Below are 20,597 nucleotides of genomic sequence, written 5' to 3' on the forward strand. Positions count from 1 at the left end.
ATTTGGAATGTCGAAGATTTATTACAAGTCTACAGAAGAAATCGAATTGATAAGAGAAAGCGCGGTGGTTTTATCCGGTGCTTTAGCAGAGATAGCCTCTGTCATTGCTCCAGGTATGACAACCATGAGTTTAAATAACTTAGGAGAAACCTTTATAAGAGACAATGGGGGCGTGCCTGCATTCTTGAATTATAATGGTTTCCCTTATGCTTTATGTATATCGCCTAATGAGCAAATTGTTCATGGGTTTCCAAGTGATCATGTGATTCAGGAAGGTGATTTAATTTCTGTTGACTGTGGTGTGATCAAGAACAATTATTATAGTGACTCTGCATACACCTTCGCTATTGGTGAGATTGATGAGGAAAGGCAGAGGCTAGTTGACACAACCATGAAGTGTTTACATGTAGGAATAGAAAAAGCAGTAGCTGGCAACCGCGTAGGTGATGTAGGTTACGCTATTCAAAAGCTTGCAGAAGACAATGGCTTTGGTGTGGTTAGAGAACTTGTAGGTCATGGTGTAGGTATTAAACTTCATGAAAAACCAGAGGTTCCAAATTACGGTAAACGTGGTGCAGGAATTAAACTGGAAGAAGGAATGGTACTTGCTATTGAGCCTATGATTAATGCAGGAAGTGCGGGTGTGAAATTTTGGTCAGACGGTTGGACCGTGACCACAAAAGATAACCGGCCTTCAGCACATTATGAACATATGGTTGCTATCAAAAAGGGGAAAGCAGACGTATTATCGTCCTTTTCTCAGATTGAAGAAGTTTTAAAGAAAAAAAGAGAATAATTAATTTTTTTTATTTAATTTTGCAACCCTGTTTAGTAGCAGCTAATTCAGTAAAAATCAATATTATATGGCTAAACAAGCCTCAATTGAACAAGACGGTGTAATAAGAGAAGCATTATCGAATGCAATGTTCCGGGTAGAACTGGAAAATGGACACGAGATAATTGCACATATTTCGGGAAAAATGAGGATGCACTACATCAAAATTCTACCGGGAGACAAAGTTAAATTAGAGATGTCGCCTTACGATTTATCAAAGGGCAGGATTACTTATAGATATAAATAAAATGAAAGTTAGGTCATCAATTAAAAAACGTAGCGTTGATTGCAAGGTTATTCGTCGTAAAGGTAAACTTTACGTAATAAACAAAAAGAACCCGAAATACAAACAACGTCAAGGATAAGGAATTATTGAAGTATGATTGGATTGAATGTACAGGTTACTCAATCTGTCATTTAATCAAATAATCAACATTAGTATAAAATATGGCAAGGATATCAGGTATTGATTTACCAAGAAACAAGAGAGGCGAAATTGGATTAACTTACATCTTTGGTGTAGGTAGATCTACTGCTCAACGTATATTAACGGAAGCAGGTATCGATTTAAGCAAAAAAGTACAAGATTGGTCAGATGACGAGTTGTCTGCTATCCGTACAATTATCAACGACCAGGTTAAAGTAGAAGGTGCTTTACGTTCTGAGGTTCAGTTGAATATTAAGCGTTTAATGGATATCGGCTGTTACCGCGGTTTACGTCATAGAAAAGGATTGCCAGTGCGTGGTCAACGTACTAAGAACAATTCTCGTACTCGTAAAGGCAAGAGAAAAACAGTTGCTAACAAGAAAAAAGCTACTAAATAATATTAGTATCGAAGTATAATTATGGCTAAAAGTAAAAAAGTAACCAAAAAGCGTATTGTTATTGTTGAGTCTGTAGGTCAGGCACACATCAATGCTACTTTTAACAATATCATTGTTACCTTAACAAATAACAACGGTCAAACCATATCATGGTCTTCAGCAGGTAAAATGGGTTTTAAGGGTTCTAAAAAGAACACTCCATATGCTGCAGGTCAAGCTGCATCTGATTGCGGTAAGGTAGCGTTTGATTTAGGTCTACGTAAAGTAGAAGTTTTTGTAAAAGGTCCGGGTTCAGGCCGCGAATCTGCAATTAGAACATTGCAAGTTGCTGGTATTGAAGTAACCTCTATCAAAGATATCACCCCGCTTCCTCACAATGGATGTCGCCCTCCTAAGAAGAGAAGAGTTTAATTATTAATTTTTAAAGCTAAGAGTCTGCAGCTTAAGGTTGCACGATACTTTAAAACAAAAAGAAATGGCAAGATATACAGGACCGAAGTCCAAAATCGCGCGTAAATTCAGAGAGCCAATTTTCGGCCCTGATAAAGTATTAGACAGAAAAAACTACCCTCCTGGACAGCACGGTGCTTCCAAAAGAAGAGGTAAACAATCTGAATACGCTGTACAGTTAATGGAGAAACAAAAAGTTAAATACACTTATGGTGTATTAGAACGTCAGTTCCGTAACTTGTTTACAAAAGCGTCAGCCCGAGAAGGTATTACAGGTGATAATTTATTACAATTATTAGAAGCCCGTTTAGATAATACAGTATATAGATTGGGTATTGCAACTACACGTTCAGCTGCACGTCAGTTAGTTAGCCATAAACACGTAACAGTGAATGGTGAAGTGGTAAATATTCCTTCATATCAATTAAAAGCCGGAGATGTTGTTGCAGTTCGTGAGAAATCAAAAACATTAGAAGCAATAACGAATTCTGTTGCTGGTAGAACAATCAATAAATTCAATTGGTTGGATTGGAATGCAAACGAACTTACTGGTAAGTTCCTAGCTTATCCTAACCGTGATGAGATTCCGGAAAACATTAAAGAAAACCTGATAATAGAGTTATACTCTAAGTAATCTAATTGAATTAACTGCCTTATTAATAGGGCAGTTAATTTTTTGCGTTACAAAAAATTAATAACGATCTAAAAACATTATAAATGGCAATTTTAGCATTTCAGAAACCCGATAAGGTCATCATGCAGAAATCAACTGATTTCGATGGTACATTTGAATTTCGTCCTTTAGAGCCCGGCTTCGGTGTAACAATTGGTAATGCCTTAAGAAGGATTTTACTTTCTTCACTTGAGGGTTTTGCCATTACAAGTATTCGTTTTTCTGGAGTATCCCATGAGTTTTCTACAATGAAAGGTGTTGTAGAAGATTTAACCGAAATCATTCTAAGTTTAAAACAAGTTCGTTTTAAAAAAGTAGGTGATGTTGGTGACTCTGAGAAGATTTTTATCATCGTAAATGGTCAGGATCAATTTAAAGCAGGTGACATCACTAAATTCTCAAGTAACTTTGAGGTTTTAAACCCAGATTTAGTGATTTGTAACATGGAAAAAACAGTTACTTTAGAGGTAGAATTAACTATCAATAAAGGACGTGGTTATGTTCCTGCTGAAGAAAATAAAGTTAATGACGCTGTTGTTGGTGTGATCGCTATCGATTCGATCTATACGCCAATGAAAAATGTTAAATACACGATTGAAAACTATCGTGTAGAGCAGAAGACAGATTACGAAAAGTTAATTTTAGATATCTCGACTGATGGTTCAATTCATCCAGAAGAAGCATTAAAAGAAGCTGCAAAAATCTTGATTCAACACTTTATGTTATTCTCTGATGAGAATCTTGTATTGGAGTCTCAAGCTAAAGAAGAAACTAAAGAAGTTGACGAGGAAATTCTGCACATGCGTAAAATTCTTAAAACTGAATTAGTTGATTTAGATCTTTCAGTTCGTGCATTAAACTGCTTAAAAGCAGCTGACATTCGCACACTAGCTGATTTAGTATCTTATGATGTAGCTGACATGTTAAAATTCAGAAACTTCGGTAAGAAATCATTGACTGAAATTCAAGAATTGGTTAAATCTAAAAGTTTATCTTTTGGAATGAACCTTTCTAAATTTAAGTTAGACGAAGAATAATACAACAAATTATATATTGTTAATCGTGTGTAATTCCCTCTGTTAAATCAAGAGACGGTACACACTGAATAAAATCAAAAATGAGACACGGTAAAAAAGGAAACCACTTAGGCAGAACAGATTCACATCGTAAAGCGATGTTAGCTAACATGGCTTCATCACTTATTAAACACAAAAGAATCTCTACTACATTAGCAAAAGCTAAAGCTTTACGTATGTATGTTGAGCCTTTAATTACAAAATCTAAAACTGATACTACACACTCTCGTCGTATTGTTTTTAGCTATTTGCAAGACAAAGATACGGTTACTGAATTGTTCCGTGATGTTGCAGCTAAAGTTGCTACACGTCCAGGTGGTTACACAAGGATCATTAAATTAAACAATCGTTTAGGTGATAACGCGGAAATGGCATTAATTGAGTTGGTAGATTACAACGAGGTTTATGGTAAAGAAGCTGAAGCTGCTGAAAAGAAAACTACACGTCGTGGTAGAAGTAAAACCAAAAAAGGTGATGCTCCTGCTGCTGAAGCGACTACTGAAACTGCAGTTGAAGAAACTCCAGCTACAGAAGCTCCTGCTGAAGGCGAAACGACTAAAGAAGCTTAATTATAATAAGCTCTTTTCATATTACATTAAAAGCCCTGCTCTAATCCAGCAGGGCTTTTTGCGTATACAATTTTACTTACTTTTGCGCTTAAATATTTGCAGTATGTCTACAACAACTTCTTTGCAACAATTTGAAATTGGAATTAATTCTTCCCTTGCTGATGGATCTTTTATCAAGATTTCACTTGGTAATTATAAAGGTTCAGAAACGGATCTTAAAAATATTTATGTAAGAGTCATTCAAATTAAGCGTGTTAACAAGCTTTCATTTACTTTCCGGTATAAAACCAGGGATGTGGTAAAAAATTACAGTTACGATGAAGGAGTAGCCCTCGTTTTAGAATACGTATCGGCTGGTTTTGCCATGTCTACTTTATTTACTTCAAGCACTGATCTTTCTCTTGTTCAAAAAAAGGAGGGTGTGGATTTCGATTTAATCAAAAAAACTGCCTCTTTAAACATACCACCTTTAGCTACTCATAATAAAGAAAAAGTTAGGCTTGTTCCTGCTGGAGTTCATAAGAAATATCTTCATGAATTAAACATCACTGATGCCAGGGGAGAGGTATTCAAAAATGCCCAGGATAAATACAAACAAATAAACCAATATATTTCTTTGTTAAGTCCATTACTTCAAGATTTAAAGAATAACGAGTTACAGCATGTCGTGGATATGGGGTCCGGAAAAGGGTACCTTACTTTCGCCTTATACGATTATCTGCACAATGTATTGAACCTTGACACTAAAGTGACTGGGGTAGAATATCGGCCGGACTTGGTGGACCTGTGTAATCGTATTGCTGTAAATGCCGAGTTCAAATCTTTAAATTTTAAGGAAGGCACCATACAGGATTTCACTACAGAACGGATTGATTTACTTATTGCCTTGCATGCCTGCGATACTGCCACTGATGACGCCATATTTAAAGGAATCATGGCTGGTGCCAGGTTAATCGTTGTGGCACCCTGCTGTCATAAGCAAATCCGCAAGGAGATGACTTCATCCAAGACTAAAAATGAGTTGAGCTTTGTCACAAAACACGGCATCTTTTTAGAGCGTCAGGGTGAAATGGTTACTGATGGGATTCGTGCCTTAATTTTAGAATACTTTGGCTACAAAACCAAGGTTATGGAGTTTATTTCTGGTGTACATACACCAAAAAACGTGTTAGTGATTGGTATTAAGCACAAGCAAGACGAGGCCAAAAAGCGGGAAGTACTGGAAAAAATTAAAGTAGCCAAAGCCTATTTTGGAATTGGTCAGCATTACCTGGAAAGTTTATGTAATTTACCCAGGTAAACTGTCAAGGTGTCAGCTGTTTGAAATCTCAAATTGTTAATTTTAGCAGATCAATCTAAATATCGGCACAATATTCTGCCAAATCAATATTGGCACAACCCTTGATTAACTCGTGCTATCGAATAAGTAAAACATTAAAGATATAATAAAATGGGAAAAATAATTGGTATAGACTTAGGAACAACGAATTCTTGCGTTTCAGTAATGGAAGGTAACGAACCTGTAGTTATAGCCAACAGTGAAGGTAAACGTACAACGCCATCTATTGTTGCATTTGCAGAAAACGGTGAGCGTAAAGTAGGTGAGCCGGCTAAACGTCAGGCAATCACCAATCCTACAAAGACGATTTATTCAATTAAACGCTTTATGGGAAGTAGCTTCGCGGAAGTTGCTAAAGAAGTAGGACGCGTTCCTTATAAAGTTATCAAAGGTGATAACAATACACCACGTGTAGAAATCGACGATCGTAAATATACTCCACAAGAGATATCTGCAATGATTTTGCAGAAAATGAAAAAAACTGCGGAAGACTTTTTAGGTCATGAAGTAACAGAAGCGGTTATTACTGTTCCTGCTTATTTCAATGATGCACAACGTCAGGCAACTAAAGAAGCTGGTGAAATTGCTGGTTTAACGGTAAAACGTATCATCAACGAGCCTACTGCAGCTGCTTTAGCTTACGGATTAGATAAAGCTCACCGCGACATGAAAATTGTTGTTTTTGATTGTGGTGGTGGTACTCATGATGTTTCCGTATTAGAATTAGGTGACGGTGTTTTTGAAGTAAAATCTACTGACGGTGATACACACTTAGGTGGTGATGACTTTGACCATATCATTATCGAATGGTTAGCAGAAGAGTTTAAAACTGAAAATGGCATGGACCTTAACAAAGATCCAATGGCATTGCAACGTTTAAAAGAAGCTGCTGAGAAAGCTAAAATTGAATTATCAAGCACAACTTCTACAGAAATCAACTTACCATACATTACTGCTGACGCTACAGGACCTAAACACTTGGTTAGAACCCTTAGCCGTGCAAAATTTGAGCAATTAGCAAGTGATTTAATTAAACGTACTATTGATCCATGTAGATCAGCATTGAAAAATGCAGGTTTAAAAACATCTGATATTGACGAAATTATCTTAGTTGGTGGTTCAACCCGTATGCCTGCAATCCAGGAAGCGGTTAAAGCTTTCTTTGGTAAAGAACCTTCTAAAGGTGTTAATCCTGATGAGGTTGTGGCAATCGGTGCTGCTATCCAAGGTGGTGTATTAACTGGTGAAGTTAAAGATGTATTGTTATTAGATGTTACCCCACTTTCTTTAGGTATCGAAACCATGGGTGGTGTAATGACTAAATTGATTGAAGCCAATACAACTATTCCTTCTAAAAAAGCAGAGACTTTCTCTACTGCTGCTGATAACCAGCCATCTGTTGAGATTCATATATTACAAGGTGAGCGCCCAATGGCTGCACAAAACCGTACCATCGGACGTTTTATTCTTGATGGTATTCCACCAGCTCCACGTGGAGTTCCTCAGGTTGAAGTTGCGTTTGACATTGATGCAAATGGTATCTTACACGTAAGTGCGAAAGATAAAGCCACAGGTAAGGAACAAAAAATCCGTATCGAAGCTTCATCTGGCTTAACTGACGAAGAGATCAAGAAAATGAAAGAAGAAGCAGAACAAAATGCTGAAGCTGACAAAATTCAAAAAGAAGAAGCAGATAAAATCAACAGTGCTGATGCCTTGATCTTCTCTACCGAAAAGCAATTAAAAGAATTTGGAGAGAAAATCTCTGCTGATAAAAAAGCGCCAATCGAAGACAACTTGAAAAAGTTGAAAGATGCGCATGCAACGAGAAACTTTGCTGATATTGATGCTGCTCAGGATGCACTTCAAGCCGCTTGGAATGAAGCGTCTGAAGAAATGTACAAAGCAGGTCAGGACGGTGCTGCACCAGCTGATGGTGCTGCCGGACAACCAGCAGGTGATCAAGCTGCCAACGGTGGTGACAATGTTACTGATGTAGACTTCGAAGAAGTAAAAGACGACAAAAAATAAGCTGTCGTTACTCCATAAAAAAAGAGCCTTGATTAATTTCAAGGCTCTTTTTTATGTTCAAAAATTAATCTTATTATGTTTAAAAATTAATTAGCTCCACAAGTTATCAGGATAGGTGCCATCTTTCACTAACTGATCGATGCTTGCCTGTACAATAGGTTTATCTTCTTTATAAGTTACGCCAAACCATTTACTGTCTGTCGGAATTACTTTGAATGCCGCCGTATCTGATTTTACTAAATGCTCGGCTACTAAAGGAATGAAAAACTCCGCTTTAGGATTTTCCTTATTATCCATTGCAAAAGTTCTGAATAAATCTTCTGTTGTTTTAAAAACCTCTGGTGTAAAACCCCAAAAATTCATGGAAACACGGGTGTCCAGATCAAGTGGATAAGTTTTCTCGTCCTCTTCATAAACAATATGCTCCCCTTCTTTAAACACTTTTGTGCGTTCTACAATTTCTTCCAGGTTACCGGTGCTGTCAACTTTACAAACACCACGAGATACAGCACCATATTCAGATAAGGTTTTGCCAATCTCATAACCAATCATAGAATAATTGCTGCCATTAACTTCGTTAGTTAAAAAGTCAACCATCTTCTGGTAAGCATCCAATCCGTAAAAATCATCTGCATTAATAACACAAAAAGGTTCTTTGATGGTGTTTCTTGCCGAAAGGATGGCATGAGCAGTACCCCAAGGTTTAGCTCTTTCTATTTCTTCGTCAATGCCAAATTGTTTAAGGTCAAAATTCTGGAAAACATAGTCAGTCTCGATTTTGCCCTGTAACTTAGGTTCGAATATCGCTTTAAAGTTTTCTACAAACTCTTCTTTGATGATAAAAACTACTTTACCGAAGCCTGCTTTTATTGCATCATAAATAGAATAATCAATTATTGTCTCACCATTTGGCCCAAAGCCATCAATTTGTTTCATGCTGCCATAGCGACTTGCCATGCCTGCGGCTAATATTAGTAAGGTAGGTTTCATTAAAAAAATTTAAATAATAATTATGATCGTTCGTAAAAGTAAAAAAAATAAAGGTGCTTATAAAGGTATTTTCCATTTATAGAAGAATTAATGCCCTTAAAAACCGAAAAAACCCTTATTCTTCGTACTACGTGTTTTTTTGCCAATTAACATGCCAAAAAGACCACGTACAATTTCTTTCCCAATTTGTCGGGTAATAGTCGCACCCATTACCTGCTCAACTACACTTTTCTCGCCTTTTTTCTGTCCTGTCCCTGTTGCTGCTGGTTTTACAGCCTCTTCCTCTACCATTAACTTGTCGTTAATCCTTTTGGTCAATAATTCATAAGCACTCTCCGGATCAATGGTCTCCGCATATTTAGCGGTCAATGTACTATCCTCCATCACTTTTTGGTAATCAGCATTGTTTAAGGGGCCCATCACTGAACGTGGTGAGGTGAGCATGGTGGCTACCACTTCTGTAGGGATACCTTTTTCATTTAATACCGTCACTAATGCCTGTCCGGTTCCCAGCGAGGTTAATATCTTGTCTATTTCGTAAAAATCAGAACGCGGGTAGGTGTTCACCGTTTTCTTCAAGGCATCTGCGTCGTTTGGGGTAAACACCCTAATGGCATGTTGTACCCGATTACCCAATTGTGAGAGAATACTGGCAGGCACGTCCGTTGGCGACTGTGTACAAAAGAATACGCCTACGCCCTTTGATCTGATCAGGCGGATAATCATTTCAATCTGATCCATAAATGCCTTAGATGAGTTCTTAAACAGTAAATGCGCTTCGTCAAAAAAGAATACCAGTTTTGGTTTATCCAGGTCGCCGGCTTCCGGGAGTTCCGAGAATAACTCAGCCAGTAAACTTAGCAAGAAAGTAGAGTAGAGTACGGGCTGGTTTTGAACATCCGATATGTTTAACAAGCTAATCACTCCTTTGCCATCTGTACGTTCAAAAAGATCTTCAATATCAAAAGAACGCTCACCAAACATTGAACCCAGGCCCTGCTGTTCTACCGTCACAATCTTACGTAGTAAGGTGCCAGAGGTTGAAGTAGAAATTTTACCATAGTCAGCTTTAATTTCCTCGACGCCGGCACCTTCAGACAAATAAGAAACCAGCTTTTTAAGGTCGTTAAAATCAATGATGGGTAGTTTATGGTCGTCAGCGTATTTAAAGATTACGGCTAAAACACCAGTCTGCGTCTCATTTAAATCTAACACCTTGGCCAGTAGCGTAGGGCCAAATTCCAGTACCGTCGCCCGCATCTGGGCTCCTAGTTTCCCCGAAAGGGAATACACCTCAATCGGGAAACCCGTAGCTTCAAATCCTTTACCAAGGCCTGCCATGCGTTCTTCAATCTTGGTATTGGCAACACCAGCCTGGTTTAAACCCGATAAATCACCCTTCACATCCAGCATAAACACCGGAACCCCGGCGTCCGACAGCTGTTCGGCTAATAACTGCAGGGTCCTTGTCTTTCCGGTGCCAGTAGCACCGGCTACCAGTCCGTGGCGGTTCATCATACGCAGGGGAAGATTTACCTCCGCTTCGCCCAATACATGACCTTCCAGAAGGCCGGCGCCCAAATAAATAAAAGATCCGCTAGGCTGATAAGATGCCTTTACTTTTGAGATGAAATTAGTCGGTTGATCACTCATGATAAGCTGTTTATATAAATGTAATAAAAGTACAGCAGATATAATAGCCACAAAAAAAGCGCGCCTGCATCAGCTGGCGCGCTATTCCTAAATCAAATAATAGTTGTGGAAATCATATGGTTAATCCCCCCAACAAATGAATTACTTCATTTTATAAACCTGGTAACGAATATAGTAATTTGTCCCAAACAATGGAATTATTTCGTATAAATAAAATTATGGTCTTTTTTGATGTTCAATAGGGAATGATAAATCAGGCTGATTACATTATCCACGTCCTCTTTGTGAATCATCTCCACTGTGGTGTGCATGTAACGCAGGGGCAATGAAATCAATGCCGATGGTACACCACCGTTCGAATAGGCAAAAGCATCCGTATCCGTACCCGTAGAACGGCTTGAAGCCTGACGCTGGAAAGGAATGTTATTTTGTTTTGCCGTTTCAATTAACAGCTTGTTTAAGTTCGTTTGTACCGCTGGTGCATAAGAAACCACAGGCCCTTTACCACAGGCCAGGTCGCCTTGTGTAATCTTACTAATCATCGGGGTAGAAGTATCATGAGTTACATCAGTAATGATGGCCACATGCGGTTTAATGCGATGAGCAATCATTTCTGCTCCACGTAAACCAATCTCTTCCTGCACAGAGTTCACAATGTATAAAGCAAAAGGAAGTTCTTTTTTATTTTCTTTTAATAACCTCGCTACTTCGGCAATCATAAAACCACCTGCACGGTTATCTAAAGCGCGACCAACATAATAACGGTCGTTTAATACCATAAACTCATCCTCATAGGTAATTACACAACCTACATGTATACCTAAGTTCTCCACTTCTTCTTTAGTGGTACAGCCGCAATCTAAAAAGATGTTTTTAATCGCTGGTGCTTCTTCTTTTTCACCACTGCGGGTGTGTATAGCTGGCCAGCCGAAAACCGCCTTAACCAAACCATTTTCCGTATGGATATTTACCCTTTTGGAAGGAGCAATCTGGTGGTCAGAACCACCATTACGGATCACGTAAATTAAACCTTCCGGGGTAATGTAGTTCACAAACCAGGAGATCTCATCAGCATGTGCCTCAATGACCACCCTAAACTCCGCTGTCGGGTTAATTACACCTACGGCAGTGCCATAGTTGTCGATAAAACTCTCATCGATATAAGGCTTCAGGTAATCCAGCCATAATTGCTGACCAGGAAATTCAAATCCGGTAGGGGAAGGGTTATTAATATATTTTTCAAAAAACTGTACTGAGTTCTCGTTGACTACAGCTACATGTGGCTGTTTTTCGTCTTTCTTTTTAGTCATGTTCAATTCTTAATGATTAACAAATATATAAACAATCGAAGTTTAATACCATAATAGCAAAGTCAACAAACCAGCCTAAAAACTATTAGGCAGGATATTTAAACTTTACGCGGTAAAACTGGTAAATGCAAATATTCAATAAAATAACTACAGCAGCACCAAAGCAATAGACTGGCCATTGCCCTTTATCCCATAGCCACAGGCCCATGGCCGAACCCGAAGCTGCACCCACAAAACTAACCGACATAAAAATGGTGTTTAAACGGTTGCGTGCTTCTGGCACTAATGCATAAATACGAGTTTGATTGGTTACATGTATAGCCTGCTGGCCAATGTCAATTAAAATAATGCCTGCCACAAAAAGGTAGAGCGTGCTACCTGTAAAATAAAAAGCAGCAATGCTGATTAACTGCAGCACCAGGCCAATCATCAGGTTTTTGCGCGTATCCTTACCATCGCTCCATTTACCAACTAGCGGCGCAGCCAATGCACCTGCGGCACCAGCAATGCCAAATAAGCCAATTTGAAGCGATTGAAATTCAAAAGGAGGATTAGCCAAAAACAAGACCATGGTGGTCCAGAAAGAACTTAAAATAGCAAAGGCCAGGAAATTAATGATGGATGCTTCCCTTAACACAGGCTGCGATTTGATGTAACCCCACATGCTATACATTAATTGCCTATATGTACCCGTAAATGATGGTAGGCTTTTGGGAAAACGCTTCGCCATCAGAAATAACAAGAGAAAACATAAACCCGCTGCTATAAAAAACATGGCCCGCCAGCCCCATAAATAACCAATGCTTCCGCTTATGGCGCGCGAGCCTAAAATACCAACAAGCAAACCGCTCATGATAATACCAATGGTATGGCCGCGATTCTCGTCGCTGCTTAAATTGGCGGCCATTGGTAAAATCAGCTGGGGCACAATAGAGGAAGCGCCAATCAGTACACTCGCAAATTGGAGCAGCAGAAAAGAACGCGAAAAGCCAGCCATTAACAAGGCTACAATAGCTACCCCGGTGATGACAAGAATCTGTTTTTTGCGTTCAAACATATCGCCAAGGGGCACCAGTAATAGCAAACCCAAAGCATAGCCGCCCTGGGTAAGGTAGGTGATCCTTCCGGCAAAACTTTCCGTCAGCTGGAATTCCCTGGCAATCAAAATAATTAAAGGTTGGCAATAATAAATATTGGCTACAATCAGTCCAGTACAGAAGGACATGAGTAACACATCAGCGCGACTAAGTTTCATTTACAAAGGGATATTACCGTGTTTTTTACGCGGATTTTTCACCGCTTTATTTTCCAGCATTTTAAAAGCTTTTATGAGTTTGATCCGGGTATCGGCAGGGGTAATCACTTCATCCACAAAGCCACGTTCGGCAGCACGGTAAGGGTTAGCAAAAATCTCTGAATACATTTTTTCTTTCTCCAGCCATTTTTCTTCCGGATTTTCGGCAGCGGTAATTTCCCGTTTAAATATAATCTCTGCAGCTCCTTTAGCACCCATTACTGCAATTTCGGCACTTGGCCAGGCGTAGTTTAAGTCGGCACCAATATGTTTAGAGTTCATCACATCATAAGCACCCCCATAGGCCTTACGCGTAATAACCGTAATACGGGGCACAGTAGCCTCGCTAAAAGCATATAATAATTTGGCGCCATTGGCAATAATGCCGTTCCATTCCTGGTCGGTACCCGGTAAAAATCCCGGTACATCTTCAAATACCAACAGGGGAATATTAAAGCAATCACAGAAACGTACAAAACGAGCCGCTTTAACAGAAGCATGGTTATCTAACACCCCAGCAAGATAAGCCGGTTGATTGGCTACAATACCAATACTTCTGCCTGCAAGTCGTGCAAAACCAACCACCATATTCTCCGCATAATCTTTATGGACCTCCAAAAAGCTGTCTGCATCGGCAACGGCCGTAATCACTTCCCTAATGTCGTAAGGCTGGTTAGCATTCTGCGGCATTAGCTTATTCAACATTGGCCTGCTTTCTTCGCCAGGGGTATAGGGTAATACAGGTGCCACTTCTTCACAGTTCTGAGGCATATAACTCAATAGCTGTTTAATGTGGTTGATGGCATCAATTTCATTCGGACAAGCGAAATGGGTAACACCTGATTTGGTGGCATGGGTAGTAGCACCACCAAGTTCTTCTGAAGTTACGACTTCATGGGTAACGGTTTTTACCACATTAGGGCCAGTTACAAACATGTAAGAAGTGTTTTCTACCATCAGGATAAAATCTGTGATAGCCGGTGAATACACTGCACCGCCAGCACAAGGGCCCATAATGGCCGAAAGCTGAGGCACCACACCTGAAGCTTGTACATTTTTGTAGAAAATATCGGCATAACCACCCAGAGAAACCACACCTTCCTGTATACGGGCACCACCACTGTCATTTAGACCAATAACAGGTGCACCGTTTTGCATGGCCAGGTCCATAATTTTACAGATTTTCTCTGCATGTGTTTCTGAAAGCGAGCCGCCAAAAACAGTAAAGTCTTGCGAGAAAACGTATACAAGGCGGCCATTAATTTGTCCGTAACCTGTTACCACCCCATCACCTGGATAAATCTCTTTCTCCATGCCAAAATCAGTGCTCCGGTGGGTAACCAGCATACCTATTTCTTCAAACGTTCCCTCATCCATTAAAAAATGAAGACGTTCTCTTGCAGTTAATTTTCCTTTTTTATGTTGACTGGCAATACGGGTTTCACCGCCGCCGGCATGTGCTTGTTTTATTTTATCCTGAAGTAAGGCTAATTTATTCTCCATTCGTCTGCGCTATTTTTATAAATCTAGAAAATTACCAGCGATATTGCAGTCTGGCCGTAAATACATTGTCTTTTAAGTCTGCCGTATAATCTGGCAACTGTGTATCATCATTAAACACATGCTCATTGTATAAGGTCAGTTTCACGCGGTCACTGGCCAGGAAAGTTAGGCCATAACCCAGGGTGCTAAACTTTATATCGCCGGCAGTCGTATTGTTGTTCATGCCAATCTGGCTTTCGGCAAGCTTTGTATTGGGGTCATAAACATCATAAGCTGCAATGGCAGTAAATTTAGTTTTTGCAATTTGCTGTGTTAACCACAGGTAATAGCCATTAAATTCGCGCAGGTAAAGGTCTGTCGGTGGTTGTTCGTCAAAACTTTTACTGGCTTCCGGCCCCGTGAAATCCTCAGAAGAACCTACACCCGGCTGTTTTCCACCTACATATTCCACTTTAAAAATGGTTTTGCCAAAAGTATTATCGTATTCCAGCTGCAGGTCGGCACCATGGTATTCCCGGCGGGCATGATAACCCACATGGCTAGCATTGGTGTTGCTGGTAAAACCATTACCATTGTTGGTAAAATAGCTTTCCGTTCCGTTGCGTACAGAACCACGGTAATAAGAGCCACCGAAGCCTATTTTTAACTTATCATTGGCCAGGCTGTCAAATTCAAACTTCACATTACCCATTACGTCCTTCCGCGAATCGTAGTCGCGCGAATTATAGCCACTGCCATTCACCACACCAAATTCGGCCCTTATAAAGTCAAACTTGCCATTTGGCTGATAGGCGAGCATTACACCAATATCACGTTCCCGGGGCATAATGGTCTGGAAAACCCTCGCACGCTCCGGAAAATCACGGTAGCCTGAGGAAAAGGCAATGGAGTGACCAAAAGGACGGTTAAATAAACCTGCTGTTAAAATCAAGGATTTTGAACCTGGTTGATACAATTGGATAAAAGCATCCATCAACTGTACACCGTCTTGCGTAAAATCGAGCTGAAATACCAAACTAGAATATTTGTCTACCCGGTCTACTTTTAAGCGGCCTCTTCTAAGCATAAACCGATCCTGAGAATTTTCGTCAAAATCACCTCCAGAAAACGAAGAGATGCCTGCAGATTGTGCATGTTGGAACTGCGTTTGCAGGTAACCTGTAAATTTCAGGTCGTGAATGTCGTAAGTTGAGGGCTGGTTGTTGCTTTGTGCCAGTGCAATCAGCGGAAAAGTAGACAATAATAATAAAAGTAATTTTTTCATTGTAATGTAAGGCAAATTGAATCTGCTAAATTACAGTTAATCAATTGTTATATAATATTTACGTTACTTTTTTGCAATTTTTTTGTTCATCACTAGTAATTTTCATTCTGTGGAACTACTTTTGTTAATAACAATTCACAAGATTGATAGAATGGAATTGAAGAAGAGATTTAAATTTAGTATAGTCGTTGCCTTTTTGGGCATCTTCCTGGTGAAGATGGTCATTTGTGTTGCGCCTGTATTTATAAATCAATTCGACAAACAAACCATCAACGATGTGATCATGCAAGTAGAATTGGAACATGGTACCGATAGCGATTCCGGCAAACATTCAAAAATTGCTGATATCAAGTTAATTGATCACCATACTTCCCACCATTATCTACCTTTGCGTTACCATTTACAGGTCGACAACAGTTATATAGAGCATATAAAGCGCTATGTGAACCCTTATCACCCTATGGTGCCAACACCGCCGCCCAACTCCCTATCTTAAGTAAACCACGGTATACAATCATTTTGGTACCGTTGTAATTATTTATTACTTAAATACATTAAATTTATTTTTATGCAAGATAGGAATTCAATCTTTTCAAGGTTGGAAGTGAAAAAGTATATCTTAACAAAGAACCTTAAGCATGACTTGCCAGCGAGTATTGTGGTGTTTTTGGTTGCGCTTCCCTTATGTCTGGGTATCGCTTTAGCCTCCGGGGCACCGTTGTTTGCGGGCCTTCTTACTGGTGTTATTGGTGGCGTTGTTGTAGCCTCATTTAGTGGCTCACAACTTAGTGTTAGTGGTCCAGCCGCAGGTCTAACCGTTATCGTGTTGGGTGCAATTACATCACTTGGCAGTTACCAGACTTTTTTAATGGCCTTGCTTTTGGCAGGTGCTATGCAGTTGATTTTAGGCTTACTTAAAGCAGGTTCCGTAAGCAGTTATTTCCCTTCCAGTGTTATCGAAGGCATGTTGGCTGCTATTGGGCTTACGCTAATCATTAATCAAATACCTTATATCATGGGTATCGATCCCTCACAATACTCTATTTCTGCTATAACCAGTGGAAATACCAATTTCGGCATTGCCGCTATTGTGATCGGTCTGCTGTCACTGGCCATATTAATTTATTGGCCCAGGTTTAAAAAACTGAGCGTGGTGCCAGCCCCATTAGTGGTGGTAGTGGTGGGTGTAGCCTTGGCTTATGCTTTTAAAAACACGGCTTATGCCATTGATGCCAAACAAATGGTGGCTATTCCAGAAGTTAGTGGCTGGGGAGATTTCACTGGTTTATTTATGATGCCAGACTTCTCTACCATTACAAATCCACAAGTATGGGTGGTTGCGGGTACGCTAGCTATTGTAGCCAGTTTGGAAACGCTATTGGGTATTGAGGCGGTAGATAAACTCGACAAGAAGAAACGTACGTCGCCTTCTAACAGAGAGCTCGTAGCGCAAGGTATTGGTAACATGACCAGTGGTATGCTGGGTGGTTTACCCATGACTTCCGTAATTGTAAGAAGTTCGGCCAATGCCAATTCGGGTGCTAAAACAAAAATGTCGGCCATTTTCCATGGTTGCTGGTTGTTGTTATCCCTATTGTTTATTCCAGGGGTAATTAACATGATACCTCTGGCTGGCTTAGCTGCAGTACTTATTTTCACAGGTTACAAGTTAACCCGTATCGATTTGTATAAACATCAATACCATAAAGGCTGGAACCAGTTTGTTCCTTTTGTTGTTACCGTAATAGCGGTATTATTAACCGATTTACTTAAAGGTGTTGCCATTGGTATGGTGGTATCTGTATTTTATTTATTACGTACCAATATGCGGAATCCTTATTTCTACCAGCTACAGCAGGATGGAAGTAAAAAAGACCTTCGCATCAACCTGGCAGAAGAAGTGTCGTTTTTAAACAAAGCGGCAATCCAGACTATTTTAAGCAAAATTCCTAAGGAAACTAATGTCACCATTGATGGGACAAACTCGAAATATATTGATCCAGATGTATTAGAGACAATATTTAACTACAAGCATAATGCTTATTCCAAAGGGATTATTGTGACCTTGAAAAACGTTCAAAAACACTATACTATCCCTAAATTAACAGACAATCTGGTTCAAGAAATAAACAACTAAAATTTTATGTGCGCACAATTAGAAAAACAAAATACTAACGAGATAACATACGAGGGCCTTTTAAAAGGTAATAGAGACTGGGTGGCTGCTACGCTGGCAGAAGATCCTACATTTTTCGATCGCCTGTCGGCCGGTCAAAAACCACCGATTTTATGGATTGGCTGTTCCGATAGCCGGGTACCAGCCAATCAAATTACCAATACCAACCCTGGTGATATTTTTGTTCACCGTAACATCGCCAATGTGGTTGTGCATACGGACATGAACATGTTAAGTGTATTAGATTATGCGGTAAACGTGCTTGAGGTAGAACATGTGATTGTTTGTGGCCATTATGGCTGCGGAGGTGTAGCTGCTGCCATTGGCAATAAACAACATGGTATTATCGACAATTGGTTGAGAAATATCAAAGATACTTACCGTTTACATTACCATGAACTGGATGTAATTTCTGATCCGGTTAAAAGACGCGATCGTTTGGTAGAGCTTAATGTTATCGAAGGCGTATTTAACTTGAGTAAAACATCTATTGTACAGAACCGTTGGGCCAATGGTAAAAAACTTACCGTTAACGGATGGGTTTATTCATTGGAGACTGGGTTAATTAAAGACCTGAGTGTGAGTTGCGAATCTAATGACCACCTGGGCTCTGTATTCAAAATGGAAGGTATTACCACACCATCATAATTCTCGAAAAATCAATAATAATCAGCCGGATCATCGCAAGAGGATCCGGCTTTTTTGTGACATAGATTTTGGAGTAAATGAGCCGTAAGGGGGTGTTAAATAGGCATTAAGAGGGCCTTAGAAGGGCCGTAGCCGTTTAGAGGCCCTTCAAAGGCCCTTCTAACCCCCTTCTAAGGCCCTTATATCTCGGGCAGAAACGGGAATTTTTGCTTAAAAAATACCCCACAAAAAAGCCTGCCACCATCATGAAGATGGGGCAGGCTATTATTCGTTTATTATTAATAATCTTATCCTTTATCTTCAGCTAAAAACGGGTAACGGTAGTCTTTAGCGGGCTCAAAAGTTTCTTTAATGGTACGAGGAGATACCCAACGTAGCAAATTGATCATTGATCCTGCTTTGTCGTTAGTACCAGAACCTCTGGCGCCACCAAATGGCTGCTGACCAACTACGGCACCAGTACATTTATCGTTGATGTAGAAGTTGCCTGCTGCATTGCGTAAACGCTGCGATGCCAGTTCAATGGCATAACGATCTTGTGAAATGATGGAACCAGTTAAAGCGTAGATAGATGTTTTATCAACAATATCTAACACCTGCTCAAATTCTTCGTCGTTATACACATAAATGGTTAATACCGGACCGAATAATTCTTCACACATGGTGGTATACATCGGGTCGCTAGCAACCAATACAGTTGGTTCAATGAAATAACCTTTAGACTTGTCGTAGTTACCACCTGCAATAATTTCTACAGCCGGATCATTTTTAGCCGCATCAATATATTTAGCCAATTTATCGAATGAATTTTCATCGATAACGGCATTAACGAAATTACTGAAATCTTCTGTAGGACCCATTTTGAAGGTCGCTAAATCGCGTACCATCAGTTCTTTGATTTGCGGCCACAAGCTTTTCGCGATGTACACACGTGAAGCAGCAGAACATTTTTGTCCCTGGTATTCAAAAGCACCTCTGATGATGGCTGTGCTCGATACTTCGGCATTTGCCGAACCATGGATCACGATAAAATCTTTACCACCGGTTTCACCAACAATACGTGGGTAGGTTTTAAATTTATGAATGTTGTTACCTATGGTTTTCCAGATGTTCTGAAAAACACCAGTAGAACCGGTAAAGTGTATACCTGCGAAATCAGGATGGTTAAAGATTACTTCACCTGCATCCGGACCAGAAACATAAACCAGGTTGATTACCCCATCAGGTAAACCTGCTTCTTTTAAAATTTCCATGATCACGTTGGCGGCATAGATCTGCGTATTAGCAGGTTTCCAAACGACAACATTACCCATCATGGCCGCAGAAGTTGGTAAGTTACCAGCAATAGCAGTGAAGTTAAATGGCGTTAATGCAAATACAAAACCTTCTAATGGGCGTTGCTCAACACGGTTCCATGCACCTCTGGAAGAGATAGGCTGTTGTTTGTAAATCTCAGACATGTAGCTCACGTTGAAACGCAAAAAGTCGATAAACTCACAGGCAGCGTCAATTTCAGCCTGGTAAGCGTTTTTACTTTGGCCCAGCATGGTTGCCGCATTTAATTTATAACGGTAAGAACCGGCAACAAGGTCGGCAGCTTTTAAAAAGATGGCTGCACGGTGTTCCCAACCCAGGTTTTCCCAATCTGCCTTAGCCGCTAATGCAGCATCAATGGCACGGGTTACATGGCTTTGGTCACCTTTACTGTAAGTTCCTAAAATATGTTGATGATCGTGGGGAGGGGTGGTATTTACTTTGTCCTCTGTATAGACTTCCTCTCCGCCAATATACATAGGTATATCAATTTGTTTGGAGCGGGCATCAGCTAATGCCGCTTTTAAAAGTTCACGTTCTTTACTTCCTGGCTCATACCCGAAAATGGGTTCGTTGATTGGTACGGGTACGTTAAAAAATCCTTTTAGCATGATATCAATTGTTGTTTGCACAAATATAGCTTTATT

General features: G+C 39.9%; 20 protein-coding genes. 13 read left to right on the top strand and 7 right to left on the bottom strand.

The features are described 5' to 3' along the window. Positions 1 to 7: 7 nt before the first annotated feature. The 10 genes from map (at position 8) to dnaK (ending at position 7,798) form a co-directional block, all read left to right on the top strand. On the top strand, positions 8 to 796 hold the full coding sequence (map, locus tag IWX76_RS10005; protein ID WP_196859745.1) for a type I methionyl aminopeptidase: 789 nt from the start codon (positions 8 to 10) through the stop codon (positions 794 to 796). A 67-nt stretch (positions 797 to 863) separates the two neighbouring features. Continuing rightward, positions 864 to 1,082, top strand: a complete 219-nt coding sequence (gene infA, locus IWX76_RS10010) for a translation initiation factor IF-1 (protein ID WP_008244555.1) — start codon at positions 864 to 866, stop codon at positions 1,080 to 1,082. Position 1,083: 1 nt separating this feature from the next. Further along, positions 1,084 to 1,200, top strand: coding sequence for a 50S ribosomal protein L36 (gene rpmJ / locus IWX76_RS10015; RefSeq protein WP_196859746.1), 117 nt, complete (start codon positions 1,084 to 1,086; stop codon positions 1,198 to 1,200). 82 nt (positions 1,201 to 1,282) lie between these two features. Further along, on the top strand, positions 1,283 to 1,660 hold the full coding sequence (rpsM, locus tag IWX76_RS10020) for a 30S ribosomal protein S13 (protein ID WP_196859747.1): 378 nt from the start codon (positions 1,283 to 1,285) through the stop codon (positions 1,658 to 1,660). A gap of 21 nt (positions 1,661 to 1,681) precedes the next feature. Then, a complete protein-coding gene (rpsK, locus tag IWX76_RS10025) occupies positions 1,682 to 2,071 on the top strand; it encodes a 30S ribosomal protein S11 (RefSeq protein WP_196859748.1) in 390 nt (129 codons plus the stop codon). Between the two features lie 64 nt (positions 2,072 to 2,135). Continuing rightward, on the top strand, positions 2,136 to 2,744 hold the full coding sequence (gene rpsD, locus IWX76_RS10030) for a 30S ribosomal protein S4 (protein WP_196859749.1): 609 nt from the start codon (positions 2,136 to 2,138) through the stop codon (positions 2,742 to 2,744). Positions 2,745 to 2,827: 83 nt separating this feature from the next. Continuing rightward, positions 2,828 to 3,820 (top strand): DNA-directed RNA polymerase subunit alpha, encoded by a 993-nt coding sequence (locus IWX76_RS10035; protein WP_196859750.1) that lies wholly within the window; start codon positions 2,828 to 2,830, stop codon positions 3,818 to 3,820. A gap of 80 nt (positions 3,821 to 3,900) precedes the next feature. Next, positions 3,901 to 4,428: a 50S ribosomal protein L17 gene (rplQ, locus tag IWX76_RS10040; RefSeq protein WP_196859751.1), complete on the top strand. Its 528-nt coding sequence runs from the start codon at positions 3,901 to 3,903 to the stop codon at positions 4,426 to 4,428. A 103-nt stretch (positions 4,429 to 4,531) separates the two neighbouring features. Continuing rightward, entirely contained in the window at positions 4,532 to 5,728 is a 1,197-nt protein-coding gene (locus IWX76_RS10045) for a class I SAM-dependent methyltransferase (RefSeq protein WP_196859752.1), read from the top strand. A 150-nt stretch (positions 5,729 to 5,878) separates the two neighbouring features. Next, positions 5,879 to 7,798, top strand: a complete 1,920-nt coding sequence (gene dnaK, locus IWX76_RS10050; protein WP_196859753.1) for a molecular chaperone DnaK — start codon at positions 5,879 to 5,881, stop codon at positions 7,796 to 7,798. A gap of 90 nt (positions 7,799 to 7,888) precedes the next feature. Here dnaK and IWX76_RS10055 read toward each other — a convergent pair whose 3' ends face one another. The 6 genes from IWX76_RS10055 to IWX76_RS10080 all read right to left on the bottom strand — a co-directional run bounded on the left by IWX76_RS10055 (position 7,889) and on the right by IWX76_RS10080 (position 15,812). Continuing rightward, positions 7,889 to 8,788, bottom strand: coding sequence for a nucleotidyltransferase family protein (locus tag IWX76_RS10055; RefSeq protein WP_196859754.1), 900 nt, complete (start codon positions 8,786 to 8,788; stop codon positions 7,889 to 7,891). A 96-nt stretch (positions 8,789 to 8,884) separates the two neighbouring features. After that, the gene (locus tag IWX76_RS10060; protein WP_196859755.1) at positions 8,885 to 10,441 is read right to left on the bottom strand and encodes a helicase HerA-like domain-containing protein; all 1,557 of its coding nucleotides are present in this window, start codon (positions 10,439 to 10,441) and stop codon (positions 8,885 to 8,887) included. A gap of 197 nt (positions 10,442 to 10,638) precedes the next feature. Beyond that, positions 10,639 to 11,751, bottom strand: a complete 1,113-nt coding sequence (locus IWX76_RS10065; RefSeq protein WP_196859756.1) for a M42 family metallopeptidase — start codon at positions 11,749 to 11,751, stop codon at positions 10,639 to 10,641. An 85-nt stretch (positions 11,752 to 11,836) separates the two neighbouring features. Next, on the bottom strand, positions 11,837 to 13,006 hold the full coding sequence (locus IWX76_RS10070; RefSeq protein WP_196859757.1) for an MFS transporter: 1,170 nt from the start codon (positions 13,004 to 13,006) through the stop codon (positions 11,837 to 11,839). Continuing rightward, positions 13,007 to 14,548 carry an acyl-CoA carboxylase subunit beta gene (locus tag IWX76_RS10075; RefSeq protein WP_196859758.1) on the bottom strand — a complete coding sequence of 514 codons (1,542 nt, stop codon included), beginning with the start codon at positions 14,546 to 14,548 and terminating at the stop codon, positions 13,007 to 13,009. 31 nt (positions 14,549 to 14,579) lie between these two features. Further along, positions 14,580 to 15,812 carry a porin gene (locus IWX76_RS10080; protein ID WP_196859759.1) on the bottom strand — a complete coding sequence of 411 codons (1,233 nt, stop codon included), beginning with the start codon at positions 15,810 to 15,812 and terminating at the stop codon, positions 14,580 to 14,582. Between the two features lie 151 nt (positions 15,813 to 15,963). On the opposite strand from IWX76_RS10080, the gene IWX76_RS10085 reads away from it, so the two are divergent. From IWX76_RS10085 to can, 3 genes are all read left to right on the top strand, one after another. Further along, complete coding sequence (locus tag IWX76_RS10085; RefSeq protein WP_196859760.1) at positions 15,964 to 16,308, top strand: hypothetical protein; 345 nt, start codon at positions 15,964 to 15,966, stop codon at positions 16,306 to 16,308. Between the two features lie 72 nt (positions 16,309 to 16,380). Next, the gene (locus IWX76_RS10090; RefSeq protein ID WP_196859761.1) at positions 16,381 to 17,949 is read left to right on the top strand and encodes a SulP family inorganic anion transporter; all 1,569 of its coding nucleotides are present in this window, start codon (positions 16,381 to 16,383) and stop codon (positions 17,947 to 17,949) included. A 6-nt stretch (positions 17,950 to 17,955) separates the two neighbouring features. Beyond that, positions 17,956 to 18,636 carry a carbonate dehydratase gene (can, locus tag IWX76_RS10095; RefSeq protein ID WP_196859762.1) on the top strand — a complete coding sequence of 227 codons (681 nt, stop codon included), beginning with the start codon at positions 17,956 to 17,958 and terminating at the stop codon, positions 18,634 to 18,636. A 287-nt stretch (positions 18,637 to 18,923) separates the two neighbouring features. On the opposite strand, the gene pruA is transcribed toward can, so the two are convergent. Then, entirely contained in the window at positions 18,924 to 20,561 is a 1,638-nt protein-coding gene (pruA, locus tag IWX76_RS10100; RefSeq protein ID WP_196859763.1) for an L-glutamate gamma-semialdehyde dehydrogenase, read from the bottom strand. Between the last annotated feature and the right edge of the window lie 36 nt (positions 20,562 to 20,597).

Origin of the sequence: Pedobacter sp. CAN_A7, from assembly GCF_015752175.1 — a bacterium.
Lineage (GTDB): Bacteria > Bacteroidota > Bacteroidia > Sphingobacteriales > Sphingobacteriaceae > Pedobacter.